The organism is Nocardia vaccinii NBRC 15922 (genome assembly GCF_001613305.1).
Taxonomy (GTDB): Bacteria; Actinomycetota; Actinomycetes; order Mycobacteriales; family Mycobacteriaceae; genus Nocardia; species Nocardia vaccinii.
In genome coordinates this window covers 51,791-68,842 of sequence record NZ_BDCC01000035.1, presented here as the reverse complement: position 1 = coordinate 68,842, position 17,052 = coordinate 51,791, and the positions used below count along the sequence as shown (strand labels likewise).

The window sequence follows — 17,052 nt, the reverse complement described above, 5'->3', positions numbered from 1 at the left end:
ACACCCGAAAGTGACAGTCGTATGACCACGTATCAGATGACCGGTCTCACCGGTCCCGACTCCACCCCGACAGTCGCGGTCCGGCCGCTCGTACTGCCCGCCCCGGAGCGCGGGGAGGACCTGCACGTACGCATCTGTGCCCCGGTCACCGGCGCCGATCTGCCGATCGTGCTGTTCGCGCACGGGTTCGGCTCGAACCTGGACGGCTACGCGCCGCTGGTCGACCACTGGGCCGCTCACGGCTTCGTCGTCATCCAAGCCACCCACCTCGACTCCAAGCAGCTCACCATCGCCCCGGACGATCCCCGCAAGCCCCAGCTGTGGCGCTACCGCGTCCAAGACATGCGGCGCATCCTGGATGAGCTCGGCACCCTCGAGGCGTCCGTGCCGGGCCTGGCCGGCCGGGTCGACCACGGCCGCATCGTCGCGGCGGGGCACTCCTTCGGCGGTCAGACCGCGGGCATCCTTGTGGGTCTGCGGGTCGAGGACCCGCAGACCGGCGTCACCGAGGATCTGTCCGACCCTCGGGTCATGGCCAGTATCCAGCTGGCCACCGCGGGCAAGGGCGGTGACGAGCTGACTCCCTTTGCCCAGGAGCACCTTCCGTGGCTGCGTGATCAGGACTTTTCCCACATCACCGCCCCCGGGCTGGTGGTCGCCGGAGACAAGGACGACCTCCCGCTCTCCACTCGGGGACCGGCCTGGACGACCGACCCCTACACCCTCGGTCACGGCCCCAAGAGCCTGCTCACCGTCTACGGCGGCGAACATTTTCTCGGCGGCATCTCCGGTTACCAGGTGGCGGAGACCACTGACGAGGACCCCGGCCGGGTCGCGCTCGTCCAGCATGTCACCCTCGCCTTCCTCCGCCACGTCACCGCGATCGACCACACCGACTGGGAGACAGCAAGATCCGTCCTCGCCGATGCACATCCGCTGGGACGACTGGAATCCAAGTGACAGCCTGCACGTACGTCGGCTTCCGCGCTTTGTGCCCCGATTCGGCAGCTCCATCGCCGGCTACGGCCGCCGCGCAAGTCGGGTTGATACGGCGGTCCAACCGCACACGGGCAGCGGAATACCCTTGCGGCGATCACTATTCGGTTGGGCCCAGCGAAATGTGGTCTCGCTCGGCCGCGGATCTCGACGGCGATCCGGCCACCGAGGGACGGTGGTCTGCTGTGCGTGCCGGGTATCGTTGCGGGCCGAGGAGATTCAGCGAGTGGCGGCCCCGGCGGACGCGGCCGCCTCCACGACCTTGCCGAAGTCCAGCTTGATGATCTGATCGGCGCAGTCGAAATACCGGTCGTCGTGGGTGATGACGATGATCGTCTTACCGCGACGTTTCAGTCCCGCCAGGATCTCGGTGTAGAACACCTCGCGGAACCGGGGTTCCTGATCGGCCGCCCATTCGTCGAAGATGTAGATCTGGCGATCCTCGAGCAGCGCGGTGAGCAGGGCCAGGCGTTTGCGCTGTCCCTGTGACAGGGCGATGGTGGACAGCTTCCCGTCCTGCACGGTCACCTTGTGCGCGATCTGCAACTCTTCCAGATATCCGCGCACCTCCTCGTCGATTCCCGGGCGGTCGAAGCCCAGATAGTCCTCGAACAGATGGAAATCGGTGAACACCGCCGAGGAGTTCTGCCGGAACCACTCGATGTTCTCGTGATCGATCCGCTCGTCACCGAGTGAGATCGAACCGGTCCGCGGCACGTAGAGGCCCGTGATCAGTTTGGCCAGAGTCGATTTGCCGCTGCCGTTGCCGCCGATGACGAAGCTGATCTGACCGGGTTCGAACACGAGGTCCAGTGGGCCGAGCGCGAAGCCCGAACCATCGTCACCGGGCTCGACCGGACCACCCGGCGGCGGGGCCACCGGCACCGGCCGATCGTCCGGCCGGCGGTGATCCAGATGCCGCCGCCCGTTGACATCCGGACGAGCACCACCGGGCGGCCGGGCACCGGGCGGCGGAGGAAGTGGCGCGCCAGCCGGTCGCCCTTCGGGTGCGTTCGCGGGCCGACCATTGTGCGCGGGGGGCCCACCGGGCGGGCCCGCGGGATGCCCACCGCGCGCGCGTTTCGCGCCACGACCGGGACCGCCGAGCATCGGCGGCATACCGGGCGGGGGCGGCGCCCCCGGAATCGGCGGCACCGGCGGCGGCGCCTCGGTCCGGTAGCTGTAGCCGACGTTCGTCAGCACCAGCGGCACTCGGCCCGCAGGGGGCCGCTCGGTATACGGCAGCGACTCCTCGTCGTGCAACGTCTCCATGGAGAGGTTCATAGTGCGGATCTTCGCCAGCGCGACGTCGCCGCGAACCAGGTCCGGAATGCGATGCATGAAGTTCTGCATCGGCATCGCCAGGAAGGTCGTCACCAGGACGTAGCCGACCATCACATCCAGCGACAGATGCAGCGCCGAGGCCAGAACGAACAGGATCACCGCCATGGTGCCCAGCTGCAACAGCTGCCCGAAGCCTTGTGCCAGCGAGAATTTCGAGCCCGCCTGCACATTGCGGGCCCGGACGTCCCGGGCCGATCCGAGCAGGTGCCGATCCATGAAGTCGCGCCGACGACCACGGTGCAGTTTGAGTTCCTTGATGCCGAGGGTGACCGCCTGGAACGAGCCGAGCAGCCCGTCCTCGTGCTCGCGCGCGGCCCGGTACAGCACCCGCACCCGCTTGAGAACCAGTTCGACACAGGCGATTCCGAGCAGCGTGCCCGCGATCGTCACGGCGAAGATCGGGCCGGACACGATCGCCAGAAAGACGAAACATCCCACGATGGTCGCCACGTCGACGCAGATGCTCGGAATCGCCGTGACCGCCTCGGACAGTGAACGCACATCCTCGGTCAGCGTCGCCATGAGGCGGTGCGTGCCCAGGCGCTCCAGGTGTTCCAGTGGGGCGGAGACGATTCCGGTGCTCAGGTCCGCGCGCAGCCGGTAGATCGCGTCCTGGGCCAACCGGATCAGCAGCAGTTGCGACAACACGCCGCTGACCAGGATGACCACACCGGCCAGTACGAAACTGGTGATGGTGACCGGCGGATGCGGTGGTGGTGACACGACCCCCCGGATCAATGTCACCAGATAGGTGTTCGCCACGCCGCAGACCAGTCCGGCGGCGATGACGGTGGTGATCCGCACCCAGGAAATCGAGATCAGAAAACGGATGAGTTGCATGATGCTGCGTCTTTCGGCTCGGGCAGTCCGAGGACTCGGGCGGGGTCGCGGCGCACTAGCGGCGGATGATGTCGAAGATCATGCCCTCGAGCGTGACTCCGGGCGCGAAGGAGAAGGCGACTCCGGTGGATATCGGCTTCGCGGTGGATCCGGCCCGGACCATCTCCTCGAGGACGAAGATCAGCGAGGCACTGAGCATATTTCCGTACCGGGCGAGCACATCCCAGCTCGGCGCGGCCTGCTCGGCCGGGATGCCCAGGGACCGCGCGGACTCCTCGATGATCTTGGGCCCACCCGGGTGGATGGCCCACAGATCAACGTCGGATTTCCGTAACCCGTTGCGGTCCAGCATTTTTCCAATGACCGGATCGACCCCGGTGTAGATGTAGCGGGGCAGCTGTTCGGACAGCTCGCAGGTGATGCCGTGATGGTTGACGCCCAGCACGATGCCGTCCTCGGCGTCGTCGAGCAGATGACTGAAGCTGTCGCGGATCACCACCCGGCCAGGCGCGAGAGGCTGGTGCACCTGCCCCGCCCCGATGACGACCGCGCCGCAGCCGTCGCCGAAAAGGCTGTGTGTGATCACGTCGTTGATGTCGTCGTCGAACACGGCGTTGACCGAGCTCAGCTCGAGGCAGATCACCAGCGACTTCTTATCCGGATGTGCGCGAACGTAATCCACGGCGGTGCGCATGGCGTTCATCGCCGCTGCGCAGCCCATGAAATTCACCATCACCCGGCCCACGGCGGGGGACAGGCCCAGCTGTTTGACCACCGCGACGTCCACCCCGGGCGCGATGAATCCGGTGCTGGTGGCGAAGATCAGCTGCCCGATCTCCTCGGCCGAATCGTCCAGACCCGCCACCGCGCGTCCGGCGACGTCGACCGCGAGCGGAACCGCGTGCCGGAAGAACAGATTCATCCGATCGCGAATCGTCGCGGGTTCGCGGCTGAATTCGAGGAATTCCGGGTCGAGCGGATCGACCGCGAGCTGCCGGGTCTGCACCATCGTCTTCGCGTAGATCCTCGGAATGCGCGCCCGCTGTGCGGGATCGGCGAACAGCGCGGCAACCTGCTCGGCGGAGGCGGCCTGGTCCATGACCCGGCCGGGCGCGCCGGTGGCGATGGATTCGATGACTCCCACCGTGGTCGGCGGCGCGGGCGGCAACTGGGCGAGCCCATGCTCACCGGTTGCCCCGGGCCGGATCGCCCCGTCCGGGTGCGCGCCCCCCGCATCGAATGTGGTATAGCTCACGAAATCTCCCCTTCTGATGAAACATTCACGCGCCGGAATCGTGGCGCGGTGATTGCGGAATCTGTTTACACCGTTCCGATTCCGGTGAATCCCTGCACCATGTAGACCGCGCAGGTCTTGAGCGCGTCCGGCGCCAGATGCTCGCGGACGAATCCCCAATTGCGTTCCTGCGCATCGCGTGAGGGGGCGAGCAGATAGGTGCGGCACTGCTTCGGGAAACGGTCGGTGAAGAAACTCTTCGCCGGAAGCCATTCGACGCCGAATTTCGCCGCCTCTTCGCGCACGACATCCTCGGTGGCGATATTGGCGAAACCGCTGCGCTGGAACGGCAATACGTGGTGGACGCGGTGCGAGCTCAGCCCGGCGGACAGGAAGCAGTCGACGTAGCGGTTCCCGACCACGGTCAGGTCGTAGGCCTGTTCGAGCTGGTTGACCGCCCAGTCCTCGCTATCGGCCTCGGGCAGTTCGCCGACCTCCTCCTCGAAGTCGTGGCTCGCCACGACCAGGAAGGTGCTGATCCACAGCGTGATCGCGAATTGCAGTGCCCAGGCCCAGAAGTCGCCCGCAACCGCGAAGGCGACGAGCTCGCCCAACAGCAGGAATCGCACCGCGAAGGAGCCGATGAAATGCGGCAGTGCGCCGCCCCAGGTGCCGTACATGTCCGTGATACCGACCTTGCGGGTCAGGCGGCACACGTCCAGCAGGCGGATCGTCATCCCGGTGATCGTGTGCCCGAACTTGTGGACGGTGTGCACCGGAATTCGATAGATCCGCGGTATGCGCATCATCATGGTGAAGACGTTCTTCTTGATGTCGACTTCACTCTGGGTGTGCGGATGATGCAGCAGTGCGTGGCCGTCCGCGGTCACGAAAGACAATGCCACATAATTGAAATCGAACGCGTTGGTGAATATCTTGTTGAGCCCCTTCTGGGCTCGGTGGATTCCGTAGTGGCCGAATCCGGCCAGGGAACTGCGCAGCAACACCATCGCGATGACGAATACCGGCAGCGGCATCCAGTCGCGCTCGAACAGGCGTAGCCCCTCGACCGCGAAATAGGCGATGGTCAGCACGATCGCGACGATGTTGAACAGCTTGTCCATTCGATCCAGGCGCGCGGCGAGTTTCGGTTCGCGCAGTCGCGCCTTGATCTTGTGCAGGAGGTCGTTCTCGTCGTCGAAGCGGTACTTCGGCGTATCGGTCCAGCTGTCGAAACCCTCGGTGAACAGGAAGTCCGGGGCGTTGTTCTTGGGATGGACATCCTCGGGCAGGGCCTGGCGGTCCAGCGAGTACCGCTCGAGCATCCGCGCGATCCGCTCCGGTTCGCGGTGGTACGAGCCGATGATGGACGTGATGTCACGATTCTTCGTCCGGCCGATGAAGAATTCTCCGCCGGGATGCTTGGAAATCCAATCGCTCAGATCGTAAGCTTTGCCATTGTAGATCCAGACATTGGAGACCGGCGGAGGTCCGTCGGGAATGGGAGGTCGACTGAACTCCCGCTCCTGCACTTCCGGGCGCTCGGTCATCTCTCTTACCTCCATGTCTGATCGGCCCGTCGAGGCCGTGCTGCCGATCAGGTGCTCCGGCAGGCGTCGCGTTCGAGCGTCGTCGAAGTTCAGATTCCGTGCGGCGCCTTGTATTTGACTGAATAATCCCTTAAGCGGGCCGAGATCGTGTTCCGGAGCCGGGATTCGGGCGCGGAACACCGCCGGAACTCACCGGCGAGCATGCGGCACAGACGTGGCGGAACGATGTGCGAGCCGGTCCGGGAGGCGACGACAGCACAGTGCCGCCGTCACACGATCCCGGACCGGCTCGGATGATCCGAACTACCGGCTCCGGCGGATCAGCCGGCCGGCTTGGTGACGGTGACGGGCTTGGCCCAGTTCGACAGGTCGATCGTGGCGGTGCCCTTGTCCTTGGTCACCTGAGCCTGCACCAGGTTCGGACCGGTGCCCGGGGAGGCGGCCGACGAGGGCAGGGTGGTCGCGGCGGCCGAGGACTTCGGCGGCGCGACATCGGTGATCCACAGGGTGATCGGCAGGCTGCCCTGGACCTTGTCGCCGATCTTGGGCACGACCGGGTCGATCACGGTGGGGTCGATGGTCCCGGAGACCTTGACGGTGTTCACGCCGTTGATCGTCTCGCGGGATTCGGCCTTCGCATCCTTCACGTGTGCGATGACGTTGGCGATGCCCTTGTCCTTGTCCAGGATCACGCCCGGGTCGTAGACCTTCTGGGTGTCGCCGACCGGTACGTACTTGGTGCCGTCGCTGGAGACGTAGATCTTCTTGTCCACCGCGAGGAATTTGGTCTTGGTGAACGGATCGCCTTCCTTGAGGCGGATGCTCGCGTCGCCGATCGCCTGGCCCGAGGGCTGATTGGTGACATCGGCCGAGATGGTGTCGACCGGCAGATTCGCAATGTTGCTGACTTTGATGTCCAGGTGAACCGAATGCAGGGTCTCGGTGGTCTTGGACGATTCCGAGATCAGCTGCGCACCGTCCGGGAGCTGGCTGGGCGGCGGCGCGGCGGAGGTGCTCGACGCGGAGGAGGACGAGGAGGAGTTCGAGCTGCAGCCCGCGACGAGCGCGCCGAGCAGCGCGGCCGCCAGGACCGCCGCGCTCACCGTCTTCGCGGTGGTCCGCCGAACTCGGCGGGCGGGTCGGTCGAGCGATTTCAGATCTGTCATGTGTCAACCCCCGGAGGTTCTTTGGGCATTCGGCTGAGAGCGCGGTCGCGACTCGCGTCGCAGTATGCGGCAACCCACCGACGTACGCTCGGTCGAGCGGACACGGGCATTCAACCAGCACCGCTGCGCCGGTGTCGACCGGTTAGTCGAACTCGCAGGCGCCCAGATCATTACGGGAACGGCCGGTCACGGTGCGATCGGGGCCGAGCCCTGCGGCAATCGGCGTTTCACATCCGTCGGCGGGGTCGCGGGCGCCGATCGATGAGAAATCCGCTCATACCGGGAATTGATCTGTGCCGCAAGACGCTCCAAGTAGTGGCAGAGATCAAGTAGTGGCAGAGACGCGGACGCATCGTCGAACGGTATGTCCTGTTCCGAGTCGCAGATCACAATTCTCATAGGGAGGGCCCGCCCCGGTTTCTGTTACCGTTACCTAAACGGAGAATGACTCCGTTTCTGCTCTCCGGGAGGAAATCACATCTCATGGCGCTAGTGAAGACTCGCCCGCACTACAACGTCGTCTTCGCGGTGCTGCTGCTCGGAATCGCCGCGTACGCGATGCTTCAGTCGATGGTCGTGCCGGTGTTCTCGCTGTTGATTCCGGCCCTGCACACCACGCAGAACACCGCGACCTGGCTGATGACCGGCTATCTGCTCTCGGCCTCCGTGGCGACGCCGATACTCGGCCGGATCGGCGACAAGGTCGGCAAGGAGCGGATGCTCGTCGTCACGCTCGTCGGGCTCACCGTCGGCTCGCTCATCGCGGCGCTCACCGAATCGGTGACCGTGATGATCGTCGCCCGGGTGATCCAGGGGCTGGGCGGCGGCGTGATTCCGTTGGCGTTCGGCATCATTCGCGACGAATTCCCGATAGCCAAGTTGAACGGCGCGGTCGGCGTCGCCTCCTCGCTGATCGCCGTCGGCTCCGGAATCGGGTTGGTCCTGGCCGGTCCGATCGTCGATCACCTGAACTACCACTGGCTGTTCTGGATTCCGATGATCATGACGGCGGTGGCCGCGGTCGCCGCGGTGCTGTTCGTTCCCGAGTCGCCGGTGCGTAGTCCGGGCCGGATCAATTGGGGCGCTGCGATTCTGCTGTCCGCCTGGCTGGTAGCGCTGCTGCTCGCGGTGAGCAAGGGACCGTCGTGGGGCTGGGGTTCGGGGATCACCCTGAGCCTGTTCGCCCTGGCGGTGATCTGCGCGGCGGCGTGGGTAGTGGTCGAAATCCGTTCCGAGACACCGTTGATCGATATGACCACGATGCGGATTCCGGCGGTGTGGACGACCAATATCGTCGCGGTACTGACCGGCGCCGCGATGTACGCGATGATGACCTTCCTGCCGCAACTGCTGCAGACGCCGAAATCCGTTGCCGGATACGGCCTCAGCGCGAGCATCACCGAATCCGGTCTGTACCTGCTGCCGATGTCGGCGGCGATGTTCGTCATCGGTCTGGCCATCGGCCCGCTGGCCGCGCGGCTGGGCTCCAAGGCGATCGTGCTGCTCGGCACCATCATCACCGCGCCCGCCTTCTTCCTGCTGGCGCTCGGGCACGATCAGAGCTGGGAGATATACCTGGCCGCGGCGCTGCTGGGAATCGGCATCGGTATGGCGTTCTCCTCGATGCCCGCCATCATCGTTGCCGCGGTACCGCCCGCGCAGACGGGCGCGGCAACCGGGATGAACGCCAATGTGCGGACCGTGGGCGGGGCGATCGGCAGTGCGATCTCCTCGGTCATCCTGACCTCGGGTGCGCATGCGGCACACGGACTTCCGGCGGATTCGGGATATGCCGAAGTCTTCTGGTTCCTGGGTGCGGTGTCCGCCGCGGCGGCGGGAGTGAGCGTATTCATTCCGTCCGGCCGGGCGCGATCGGTGAAGTCCGTCGAGCTCGCGCATTCCGCGGATGCGGAAATCGTTCCGGCGCAGCAGATTGTGGCTGCCGCACCGTTGTCCTACGGTGCCGTGGCCGGCGATTCGGTTGGCGCGCGGTCGGTTCTGGAGCGCGAGCTCGATGCCGGCGTGGGGCCCGCGGTCGTGGGTCAGGTGCGGCGGTCCGGGGGCAGCCCGGTGCCCGGTGCCGCGCTGACGTTGATCGATCCACGCGGACAACAGGTTTCGCGGGTGACCGGCGATGCGGACGGCGGCTATCGGATCACCGCGCCCGCGCCGGGGAATTACGTGCTGATCACCTCGGCGCACGGGCACCGGCCGGTCGCGGTGAGCGTCGCCGTCGGCGCGCGGCCGCATCTGCTGACCGTGACGCTGCCGGGTTCGGGTGAGCTGGCCGGAGCCGTTCGCGGTCCGGACGCCCGGCCGCTGGCCGGTGCGACCGTGACGTTGACCAATGCGCACGGCGAGGTGGTCGGAGCCGCGGTCACCGCCGCGGACGGCACGTACAGCTGCGGCGTCACGCCGGGTGCGCACACCGTTGTCGTCGTCGCCGATCACATGCGCCCCGCCGCGAGCACCGTCGTCGTGCCCGAGAGCGGCGTGCTGCGGCACGATGTCGACCTCGCCTCCACCGCGACCCTGGCCGGTGCGGTGCAGGCCGGCGACCGCGTCGTCCCCGACGCACAGGTCACCGTGCTGGACGAGACCGGCGAACTGGTCGCCACGGCTCGTACCGACGAGACCGGCCGCTATCTGGTCCCCGACTTGCCCGCGGGTCGCTACGCGGTGGTCACTCGCGGCTATCCCTCGGTGGCCAGCAGTGTCCGGGTGGCGGGTGAGCGCATTCGTCACGATCTGGAACTCGGGTACGACGAGGCGGCCACGCTGCCCGTCCGCTAGTCCTGTTCTCGCTCGCCGCCCCGGCGGAATACCCACTCTCACAGGGTGTTCCGCCGGGGCGGCTGCGGTATCGACGGAGCGGGTTCCGGTGACGTCGGCGGACGCGAATTCTGTTCGGTGTCCGGTCGGTTGGGCGAAGGTACGACTGTCGCCGCTGGGGTGGTGCCGACCTCACCGGCGAATCCACGGCGGAAATTCGACGGGCCGAGGAAGCCGATGGCCGCGTCGATGCCGGTCGCGACGACGGTTCCGGTAGGTCGCGCCGCGGATCGCTGGAGGTGTGCTGAGGCAGCTCGTAGTGATCTTGAAATGAGACGAAATTCACTGGCATACAAGACGATTCGGGCATCCGGTACATCATCGGGACTGCCAGGGTAACCGTCCGGCGAGCGTGCGAAACTCCTGCCGATGATCACCTACTCTCAAGCCGCCGTCATCGGCGCGGTACAGGGTGTCACCGAGCTGTTCCCCATCTCGAGCCTCGGCCACTCCGTGCTGGTCGCGGATTGGTTCGGGGGTCGCTGGGAAGCCGTCAGCGTGAACAAATCCGACAGGGGCGCAACGTATCTCGCATTCGTGGTCGCACTGCACGTGGCGACGGCGGTGGCGCTGCTGGGGTTCTACCGGCGCGATTGGCTGGCCATCATCGCCGGTTTCCTGTCCACTCTGCGCACCCGGCGCGCGGAAACCGTGCCGCAGCGGCTGGCCTGGTTGATCGTGATCGCGACCATTCCGGTCGCGGTGCTCGGACCACTGCTGGATCGCCCGTTGCACGCGATGTTCGATACGCCCGTGGACACCAGCGTCTTCCTGACCCTGAACGGCGCGGTGCTGGTCCTGGGTGAGGGGTTACGTCGTCGCAACGAGCCGACGCTGGCCGAATACGGTCGCCGATTCGCCCGCCGCGAGGCGCACGGCGCACTGCACAACGCTCAGCGTCGCATGCCCCGCCAGGCCGACCGGCCGCTGGCCGCGCTGAGCGTCCTGGATGCCATCGGTATCGGCCTCACCCAGGCCGGTGCGCTGCTGACCGGCTTCAGCCGCGCGGGCCTGACCATGGTCGGCGGCCTGTGGCGCGGCCTGGAGAACGAACATGCGGCCAAATTCGCCTTCCTGCTGGCCACTCCGACGATCCTGGGCGCGGGCTTGTTCGAGGTGCCCGAACTGGCAGACCCGCGCCTGGCCCCGATTCGCGGCCCGATCCTGTTGGGCGCCATCGTATCCGGGGTGTCTTCATGGCTGGCGGTGCGATTCCTGGAGCGCCACTTCCAAACTCGCACCCTGCTGCCGTTCGCGGCCTACTGCCTCGTGGTGGGCGGATTGTCGATCATCCGATTCGGGTGAGGCGCCTACCCGGCGAGCTTGCCCGGCGCCGAGCGGGCCCGCGATCTCGGGACGCCGGGAGTGCCGCCGCGGACCCGGCAGCGGCATCGAAAACGCTCCGTCGGTTCATCGTTGCTCCCGCGGCAGCGCCATCCGTGCCGGTAGTCCTCGACGTCGATCTCCCCGCGCGTGGGCCGGTCCGCGAGCGGCGCCGCGGCCGACCCGAGACCGTCCGGATCGTGCTTTCGGCCACCGTTCGAATCCGGCGATTCCAGCGCAGGTGGCGATCGTATCCCGTCATCGCGGTGTGCCTTTCCCGTCTCCCTCGCTGCCACCGGGATGCGTTCGCCGGTTCGGGCTGTGAGAGGCGATGGTCCCCCGGATCGGATCGACCTTCGATACACGAACGCCGTGCGCGCGGCATACCTCGCTTTCCCGGACAGCGCTCGCCCGATACGCGAGACGGTGCGTGGTCTCTGGGACCGAAGGCGCGGATGACAGGGATTTAGGCCCTCCCCGAACGCTCCCGCGCGGACTGGACTCGTAAGCGGAGGAATCCCCGGCCCGGAGGTGTGTGATGAGTCAGGTGACGACAGCGGTGCGGCCGTGGCTGAACCGTTCGGCGTGGTGGGCGCAGCCGTTGTTGGTAGCCGTTACGGTGACCGGGCTGGTGGTCGGCGGGATTCTGTGGCTGGCGGGGATTCGTGATGCGGCCGACGTGGCCTGGGCCGCGACGACCGTGGTGGCACTCGTGCCCGCGGTGTTCTGGATGATGGCGACCTTCGCCAAGGGGCGCGCGGGAGTCGATCTGATCGCGGTGCTGTCGCTGGCGGGCACGATCCTGGTGCACGAATATCTGGCGGGCGCACTGATCGCGGTCATGCTGGCCGGCGGTCGATCGCTCGATGCCGCCGCCGAAGGCCGCGCCGCGCGAGATCTGCGTGCGCTGCTGGAACGTGCGCCGCGGTCGGCACGTCGCCGCGACGGTGAGCAGGTCACCGTCATCGCCGCCGACGACGTCGCGGTCGGCGATGTGCTGGTCGTGGCCGCCGGTGAGGCGGTGCCCGTGGACGGGAGAATCACGAATACCGGAGCGGTACTGGATGAATCGGCTCTGACCGGGGAGCCGCGACAGGTCGAGCGGCGCTGTGGCGAGCCGGTGCGCAGCGGCGTGGTGAATGTGGGTGCCGTATTCGAGATGTGCGCCGGCGCGACCGCTCCCGACAGCACCTACGCCGGAATCGTGCGCTTGGCCGAACAGGCCGGTGCAGAGAGCGCCCCCGTGGTGCGGTTGGCCAACCGGTACGCCGCCTGGTTTCTGCCGCTGGCGTTGTTGGTCGCCGCCGCGGCGTACGGAGTGAGCGGGTCCGCGGTGCGCGCGGTGGCGGTGCTCGTGGTGGCGACCCCGTGCCCGCTGTTGCTGGCCGTTCCGGTCGCGATCGTATCGGGGCTGTCCCGGGCCGCCCGCACAGGTGTTCTGGCCCGCGGCGGCGATGCCCTGGAAACCATCGGCCACGCAACAACTTTGGTGATGGACAAGACCGGCACGCTGACCGCGGGCCGGCCCCGGGTGGTGGAGGTGGTCGCCGCCCCGGGGCGCGACGTGACGGCGATACTGCGGTCGGCCGCATCGGTCGATCGGATGTCGCCGCACGTGCTGGCCGAAGCGATCGTCACCGAGGCCCTCGCCCGTGGCCTGGACCCGACCGCGCCGCCGGATATCGTCGAGCAGGCGGGTCGCGGCGTGTCCGGGACGGTCGACGGTCGGCACGTCGAGGTCGGAAAACTCCCGGATGCGATGCTGACCGGGGCCGGATGGGCACGTGCGGTGGTGAATCGGGCCGGTCTGGACCCGGCCGCGATCGCCTGGGTCGTGATCGACGGCGAACTCGCCGGAGCGATCCTGTTGCGCGACCCGCTGCTTCGCCACGCACCCGGTATCGTCCGGCGGCTCCGCCGAGCGGGTTTACGGAGGCTGGTCATGTTGACCGGAGACCGCCCCGAACCGGCCCGCGAGGTCGCTACCGTCATGGGCCTCGACGAGGTGTATGCCGGGCAGTCGCCGGCCGACAAGGTCGCCGTGGTGCGACGAGAACGCGAGCACGCGGTCACGGTCATGGTCGGCGACGGCGTCAACGACGCGCCCGCTCTCGACGCGGCCACGGTGGGTGTCGCGATACGCGCCCACGGCGCGTCCTGCGATGCGGCGGATATCGTGCTGACCACCGATCGCCTCGACCGCCTCGCCGACGCCATGGACACCGCCCGCTGGTCACGCCGCATCGCCGTGCAGAGCGCGGCCGCCGGAACGGGCCTGTCGTTGCTGGCCATGATCATCGCCGCGCTGGGGCTGCTGCCGCCTGCCGCCGGGGCGCTGCTGCAAGAATGCATCGACGTCGCGGCCATTCTCAACGCCCTGCGCGCGCTACGCGGCCATCCTCGAACGCGCGTCGAGTTGCCCGCGGCGACCGAGGAATCGCTGCATCGATTCGCCGGTGAGTACGACATGTTGCGCGACACTCTCACCCTGCTGCGCGCCGCTGCCGACGAACTCGCCGAACGCCCTCATGAAGCGGCGGCGCTGACCGCGGTGCGCGCCGCACACCGCTTCCTCGTCGAACAACTGCTCCCGCACGAGCAGGCCGAGGAGACGCAGTTGTATCCGGCGTTCGCCGGACCGCTCGGCAGTGCCGAGGCCACCGCGACCATGAGTCGCACCCACGCCGAAATACAGCGGCTCACAACACGTATCGGTACATACGTCGATCTCGCGGACGGCATCGGCCACCTGGCCCCCGAGCAGACCGACGATCTGCTGGCCTGTCTCTACGGCCTGCACACGCTGCTGCGTCTGCACTTCGTCGAGGAGGAGGAGAACTACTTCACCCTCACCGGCGAGGACCTCGAACCCAACTCCGCGACAACGGTTTCCGGCACGGCTCGCAGCCGGAGGCGATGACCTCGGGATGTCGCGTGATGACAAGGGCGAGTGGATCCACCGATTCCCGCGTGCGGACTAGTACGGTTGTGGCGCTCGAACCCGTTTTCCTGATACCCGAGAGGTACTGCACCAGTGTTTGTTCTGCCCGAGACCGCGAAGGCGGTCCTCATTCGCACGGACTTCTCCGATCAGCAGGCGTGGGAGGCCTGCCGGTCGGCGATCGATGCCTCCGCGATGGCGGCGTTCGATGTGAGCATCGAACAGGACGTCGAGATACTCGACGATCCCGCCAATCGCGACATCACCGTCGAACAGCTGCTCGCGCTGGAGAGCCTGCAGGACACCGACCACACGTTCGTGATGCTGGCGGACCGCGAGACCATGGCGAGTTCGGAACATCCGATTCTGTTTCTCGACCTCTTCGAGGATCAGCGCGGCGCCACCATCCGTGTCGCATCTGCCCAGATGGGCGAAGCAATCGGCAACGTGGACAACGGGAATATCACCATCGAGGACTATGCCGCCGCCGCGCGGCGCGCGGGTGATAGCGCGGTATTCCGCGGCTTCGCCTGAATACCTTCCCCGAACCGGGCCCGGTCCACGGCACGTCCTTCGAACCGTGTCGGACCGGTGCCCATCGTGAACGGATTATCCGGCCGCGCCCTGGACCGAGGGTGCAGGTCTCTGCGCGGGCTGCTCGCGCAGTTGTTTCGGCAGCCAGCCGGGCGGGGCGAAGATGTAGCCGAGCCGGTCGCGTAAGCCGCTCGCGGCCCGCACATCGCGAATGATGTTGCCGTACTCGCGATATTGCAGGGCCAGCAGGTTGTAGGTGCCGACAGGTTTGGTGAGACCGTACGTGGGACGGTGTGTTTCGGGTTCGAAGGTGCCGAACAGGCGATCCCAGACGATCAGGATGCCGCCGTAGTTCTTGTCCAGGTACTGCGGGTCGCTGCCGTGGTGCACGCGATGGTGGGACGGCGTGTTGAACACGAACTCCACCGGCCGCCAGAGCTTTCCGATCGTCTCGGTGTGCACGAAGAACTGGTAGATCAAATTGACCGTGAACGCGATGTAGATCGTCCAGGGCGCGAATCCCAAGATCGGCAACGGAGCCCAGAAGATCGCCTCCGACCAGGGATTCCACTTCTGCCGCAACGCGGTTCCGAAGTTGAAGTACTCGCTCGAGTGGTGGGCCTGATGCGCGGCCCACCCGATCCGCACGCGATGGGAGAAGCGGTGGTTGGCGTAGTAGGCCAGATCGAGGACCACCGTCAGCAGCACCCAGCCCCACCATGTGCCGGTCGGAACATGCCAGGGTGCGAGGTAGGTCCAGAGAAAGACGAAAAGCACCAGGGTCGCCGTCTTGAACAACACCGAGGAGACCAGCGACCCCATCCCCATACTCACGCTGGTGCGCGTGTCCCGGGTCTCGTATCCGGTCGCCTCGTCGCGATCGCGCAACGTCAGCGCCTCCACGGCGAGGCACAGGATGAATACCGGGACCGCGTACAGCAGCGGTGTGTTGATCTGGTACCAGACCTGCGAGAGCATCGCGCCTCCCTCGAATTGACCGGTTGGTAACTTACCAATTTGTCAATTTGGTGGCAACAGGTTCGGCCGGATCGTGACGGTGCTGGGACGGGCCGCCGGCTCAGCTGATCGCGGTGAAGAGGCGGCCGCTGCGCGCGATCATGGCCTCGGCGCTCTGGTCCGGATGATTCAGCCACCAGTCGACCAGTGCGGCCACCAGGCCGGTCCATACGGCGACCAGTGCGGACAGATCCTGTGGATCGGTGAGTCCGTGTCCCGACAGGAATGCGGCCACGCCCCGATCGGCCTGTGCGGCAATGCGTCCGCGAGCCGTCCGAGCCGCCTCGGCCGCGGCTCCGTCATCGGGATGGGATTGGTCGTAGACGACTTTCCAGTCGTAGGGCCGCGGTTCGAGCGCGGTGAAGATCGCCACGAGCGTCCGCTCGGCCATGTCGAGCGATGCCGTGCCTGCGAAGGCTTCGTCGATCGCGTCGCCGAGCACTTTCGCGGCACGTTCCATACAGGCGACGTAGAGGCCGTCCTTGGAGCCGAAATAGCCGTACACCAACGGTTTCGACACTCCGGCCGCCGCGGCCACCGTCGCGGGCGACAGACCCGCGTACCCGACTCGGGCGATCTCCACGGCCGCCACATCGAGGATCTGGGCCTCACGTTCGGCTCGGGGGACCCCCTTGGTTCCTGTGGTGGTCACGCGCCTCCCGGTTCGCTCGCCACCTCCCGCATCCGATCGCATCTCCGAAAATTACCATTCGGTCGATTCGATGCTGAACCGAGCGACCGGCAGGTGGATCCGCTCGCTCTCGATTCGAATCGTCCTGTCGCGGTGCGCGCGCCGAGTTCCGCCGGACGGGTGCCTCGACGTGGAGGTGATCGACATCGCAAGGGCCGCATGCGAATCCCGATTATCGTCGGGCACGATACGAGCCACGTTCAAGAAGTGCATCGCTCTTTCCGGAAATTCAGAAATGCAGCCACCTCTGAAGCGTTGACGTGTACGGACACCGAGCACTGTCTCTCGGCAGTGTCATCGCTTCGTTACGGGTCTTCTCGGTGCAGGACCGAAGACCCTTGATAACGTTGCATAGCTCGACCACTATCACTGAGAACACTCCCGGCAGTTTCGTCCGACCAAAAGGATGTGAGCTTGTGAGAGGGTTTCTGGCCGTTGCGGTGGCCGTTCTCGTCAGTTGCGTGTTGTTGGGCGAACAGCCTGCTCGCGCCGATGAGGGTCCGCAGATCGGCCCGCCGCCGCAGTTGCCGGGTATTCTCCCTCCCTCCCCGCTGCAGAGCTGGATCGATAACAACATAAAACCG

At 66.5% G+C, this 17,052-nt stretch carries 11 protein-coding genes; 5 read left to right on the top strand and 6 right to left on the bottom strand.

From position 1 onward, the window contains the following. The first annotated feature begins 21 nt into the window (after nucleotides 1–21). Entirely contained in the window at nucleotides 22–960 is a 939-nt protein-coding gene (locus tag NV1_RS23245; protein WP_067895056.1) for an alpha/beta hydrolase family protein, read from the top strand. A 255-nt stretch (nucleotides 961–1,215) separates the two neighbouring features. Here the strand turns inward: NV1_RS23245 and NV1_RS23240 are convergent, their stop codons facing one another. The 4 genes from NV1_RS23240 to NV1_RS23225 all read right to left on the bottom strand — a co-directional run bounded on the left by NV1_RS23240 (nucleotide 1,216) and on the right by NV1_RS23225 (nucleotide 7,130). Then, nucleotides 1,216–3,180, bottom strand: coding sequence for an ATP-binding cassette domain-containing protein (locus NV1_RS23240; RefSeq protein WP_067895054.1), 1,965 nt, complete (start codon nucleotides 3,178–3,180; stop codon nucleotides 1,216–1,218). 55 nt (nucleotides 3,181–3,235) lie between these two features. After that, nucleotides 3,236–4,387 (bottom strand): type III polyketide synthase, encoded by a 1,152-nt coding sequence (locus NV1_RS23235; protein WP_067895417.1) that lies wholly within the window; start codon nucleotides 4,385–4,387, stop codon nucleotides 3,236–3,238. Between the two features lie 113 nt (nucleotides 4,388–4,500). Further along, nucleotides 4,501–5,964 carry a fatty acid desaturase gene (locus tag NV1_RS23230; protein WP_067895051.1) on the bottom strand — a complete coding sequence of 488 codons (1,464 nt, stop codon included), beginning with the start codon at nucleotides 5,962–5,964 and terminating at the stop codon, nucleotides 4,501–4,503. Between the two features lie 320 nt (nucleotides 5,965–6,284). Next, nucleotides 6,285–7,130 (bottom strand): LppX_LprAFG lipoprotein, encoded by an 846-nt coding sequence (locus NV1_RS23225; RefSeq protein WP_067895048.1) that lies wholly within the window; start codon nucleotides 7,128–7,130, stop codon nucleotides 6,285–6,287. A 483-nt stretch (nucleotides 7,131–7,613) separates the two neighbouring features. On the opposite strand from NV1_RS23225, the gene NV1_RS23215 reads away from it, so the two are divergent. The 4 genes from NV1_RS23215 (at nucleotide 7,614) to NV1_RS23200 (ending at nucleotide 14,760) form a co-directional block, all read left to right on the top strand. Then, a complete protein-coding gene (locus NV1_RS23215) occupies nucleotides 7,614–9,923 on the top strand; it encodes an MFS transporter (protein ID WP_084525676.1) in 2,310 nt (769 codons plus the stop codon). 408 nt (nucleotides 9,924–10,331) lie between these two features. Continuing rightward, nucleotides 10,332–11,267 (top strand): undecaprenyl-diphosphate phosphatase, encoded by a 936-nt coding sequence (locus NV1_RS23210; RefSeq protein WP_067895039.1) that lies wholly within the window; start codon nucleotides 10,332–10,334, stop codon nucleotides 11,265–11,267. 556 nt (nucleotides 11,268–11,823) lie between these two features. After that, nucleotides 11,824–14,205 carry a heavy metal translocating P-type ATPase gene (locus NV1_RS23205; protein ID WP_067895036.1) on the top strand — a complete coding sequence of 794 codons (2,382 nt, stop codon included), beginning with the start codon at nucleotides 11,824–11,826 and terminating at the stop codon, nucleotides 14,203–14,205. A 114-nt stretch (nucleotides 14,206–14,319) separates the two neighbouring features. Next, nucleotides 14,320–14,760, top strand: a complete 441-nt coding sequence (locus tag NV1_RS23200) for a DUF6924 domain-containing protein (protein ID WP_067895031.1) — start codon at nucleotides 14,320–14,322, stop codon at nucleotides 14,758–14,760. 75 nt (nucleotides 14,761–14,835) lie between these two features. Here the strand turns inward: NV1_RS23200 and NV1_RS23195 are convergent, their stop codons facing one another. Next, the gene (locus NV1_RS23195) at nucleotides 14,836–15,738 is read right to left on the bottom strand and encodes a sterol desaturase family protein (protein ID WP_067895028.1); all 903 of its coding nucleotides are present in this window, start codon (nucleotides 15,736–15,738) and stop codon (nucleotides 14,836–14,838) included. A 100-nt stretch (nucleotides 15,739–15,838) separates the two neighbouring features. Beyond that, nucleotides 15,839–16,429, bottom strand: a complete 591-nt coding sequence (locus NV1_RS23190) for a TetR/AcrR family transcriptional regulator (protein WP_067895025.1) — start codon at nucleotides 16,427–16,429, stop codon at nucleotides 15,839–15,841. Nucleotides 16,430–17,052 lie beyond the last annotated feature (623 nt).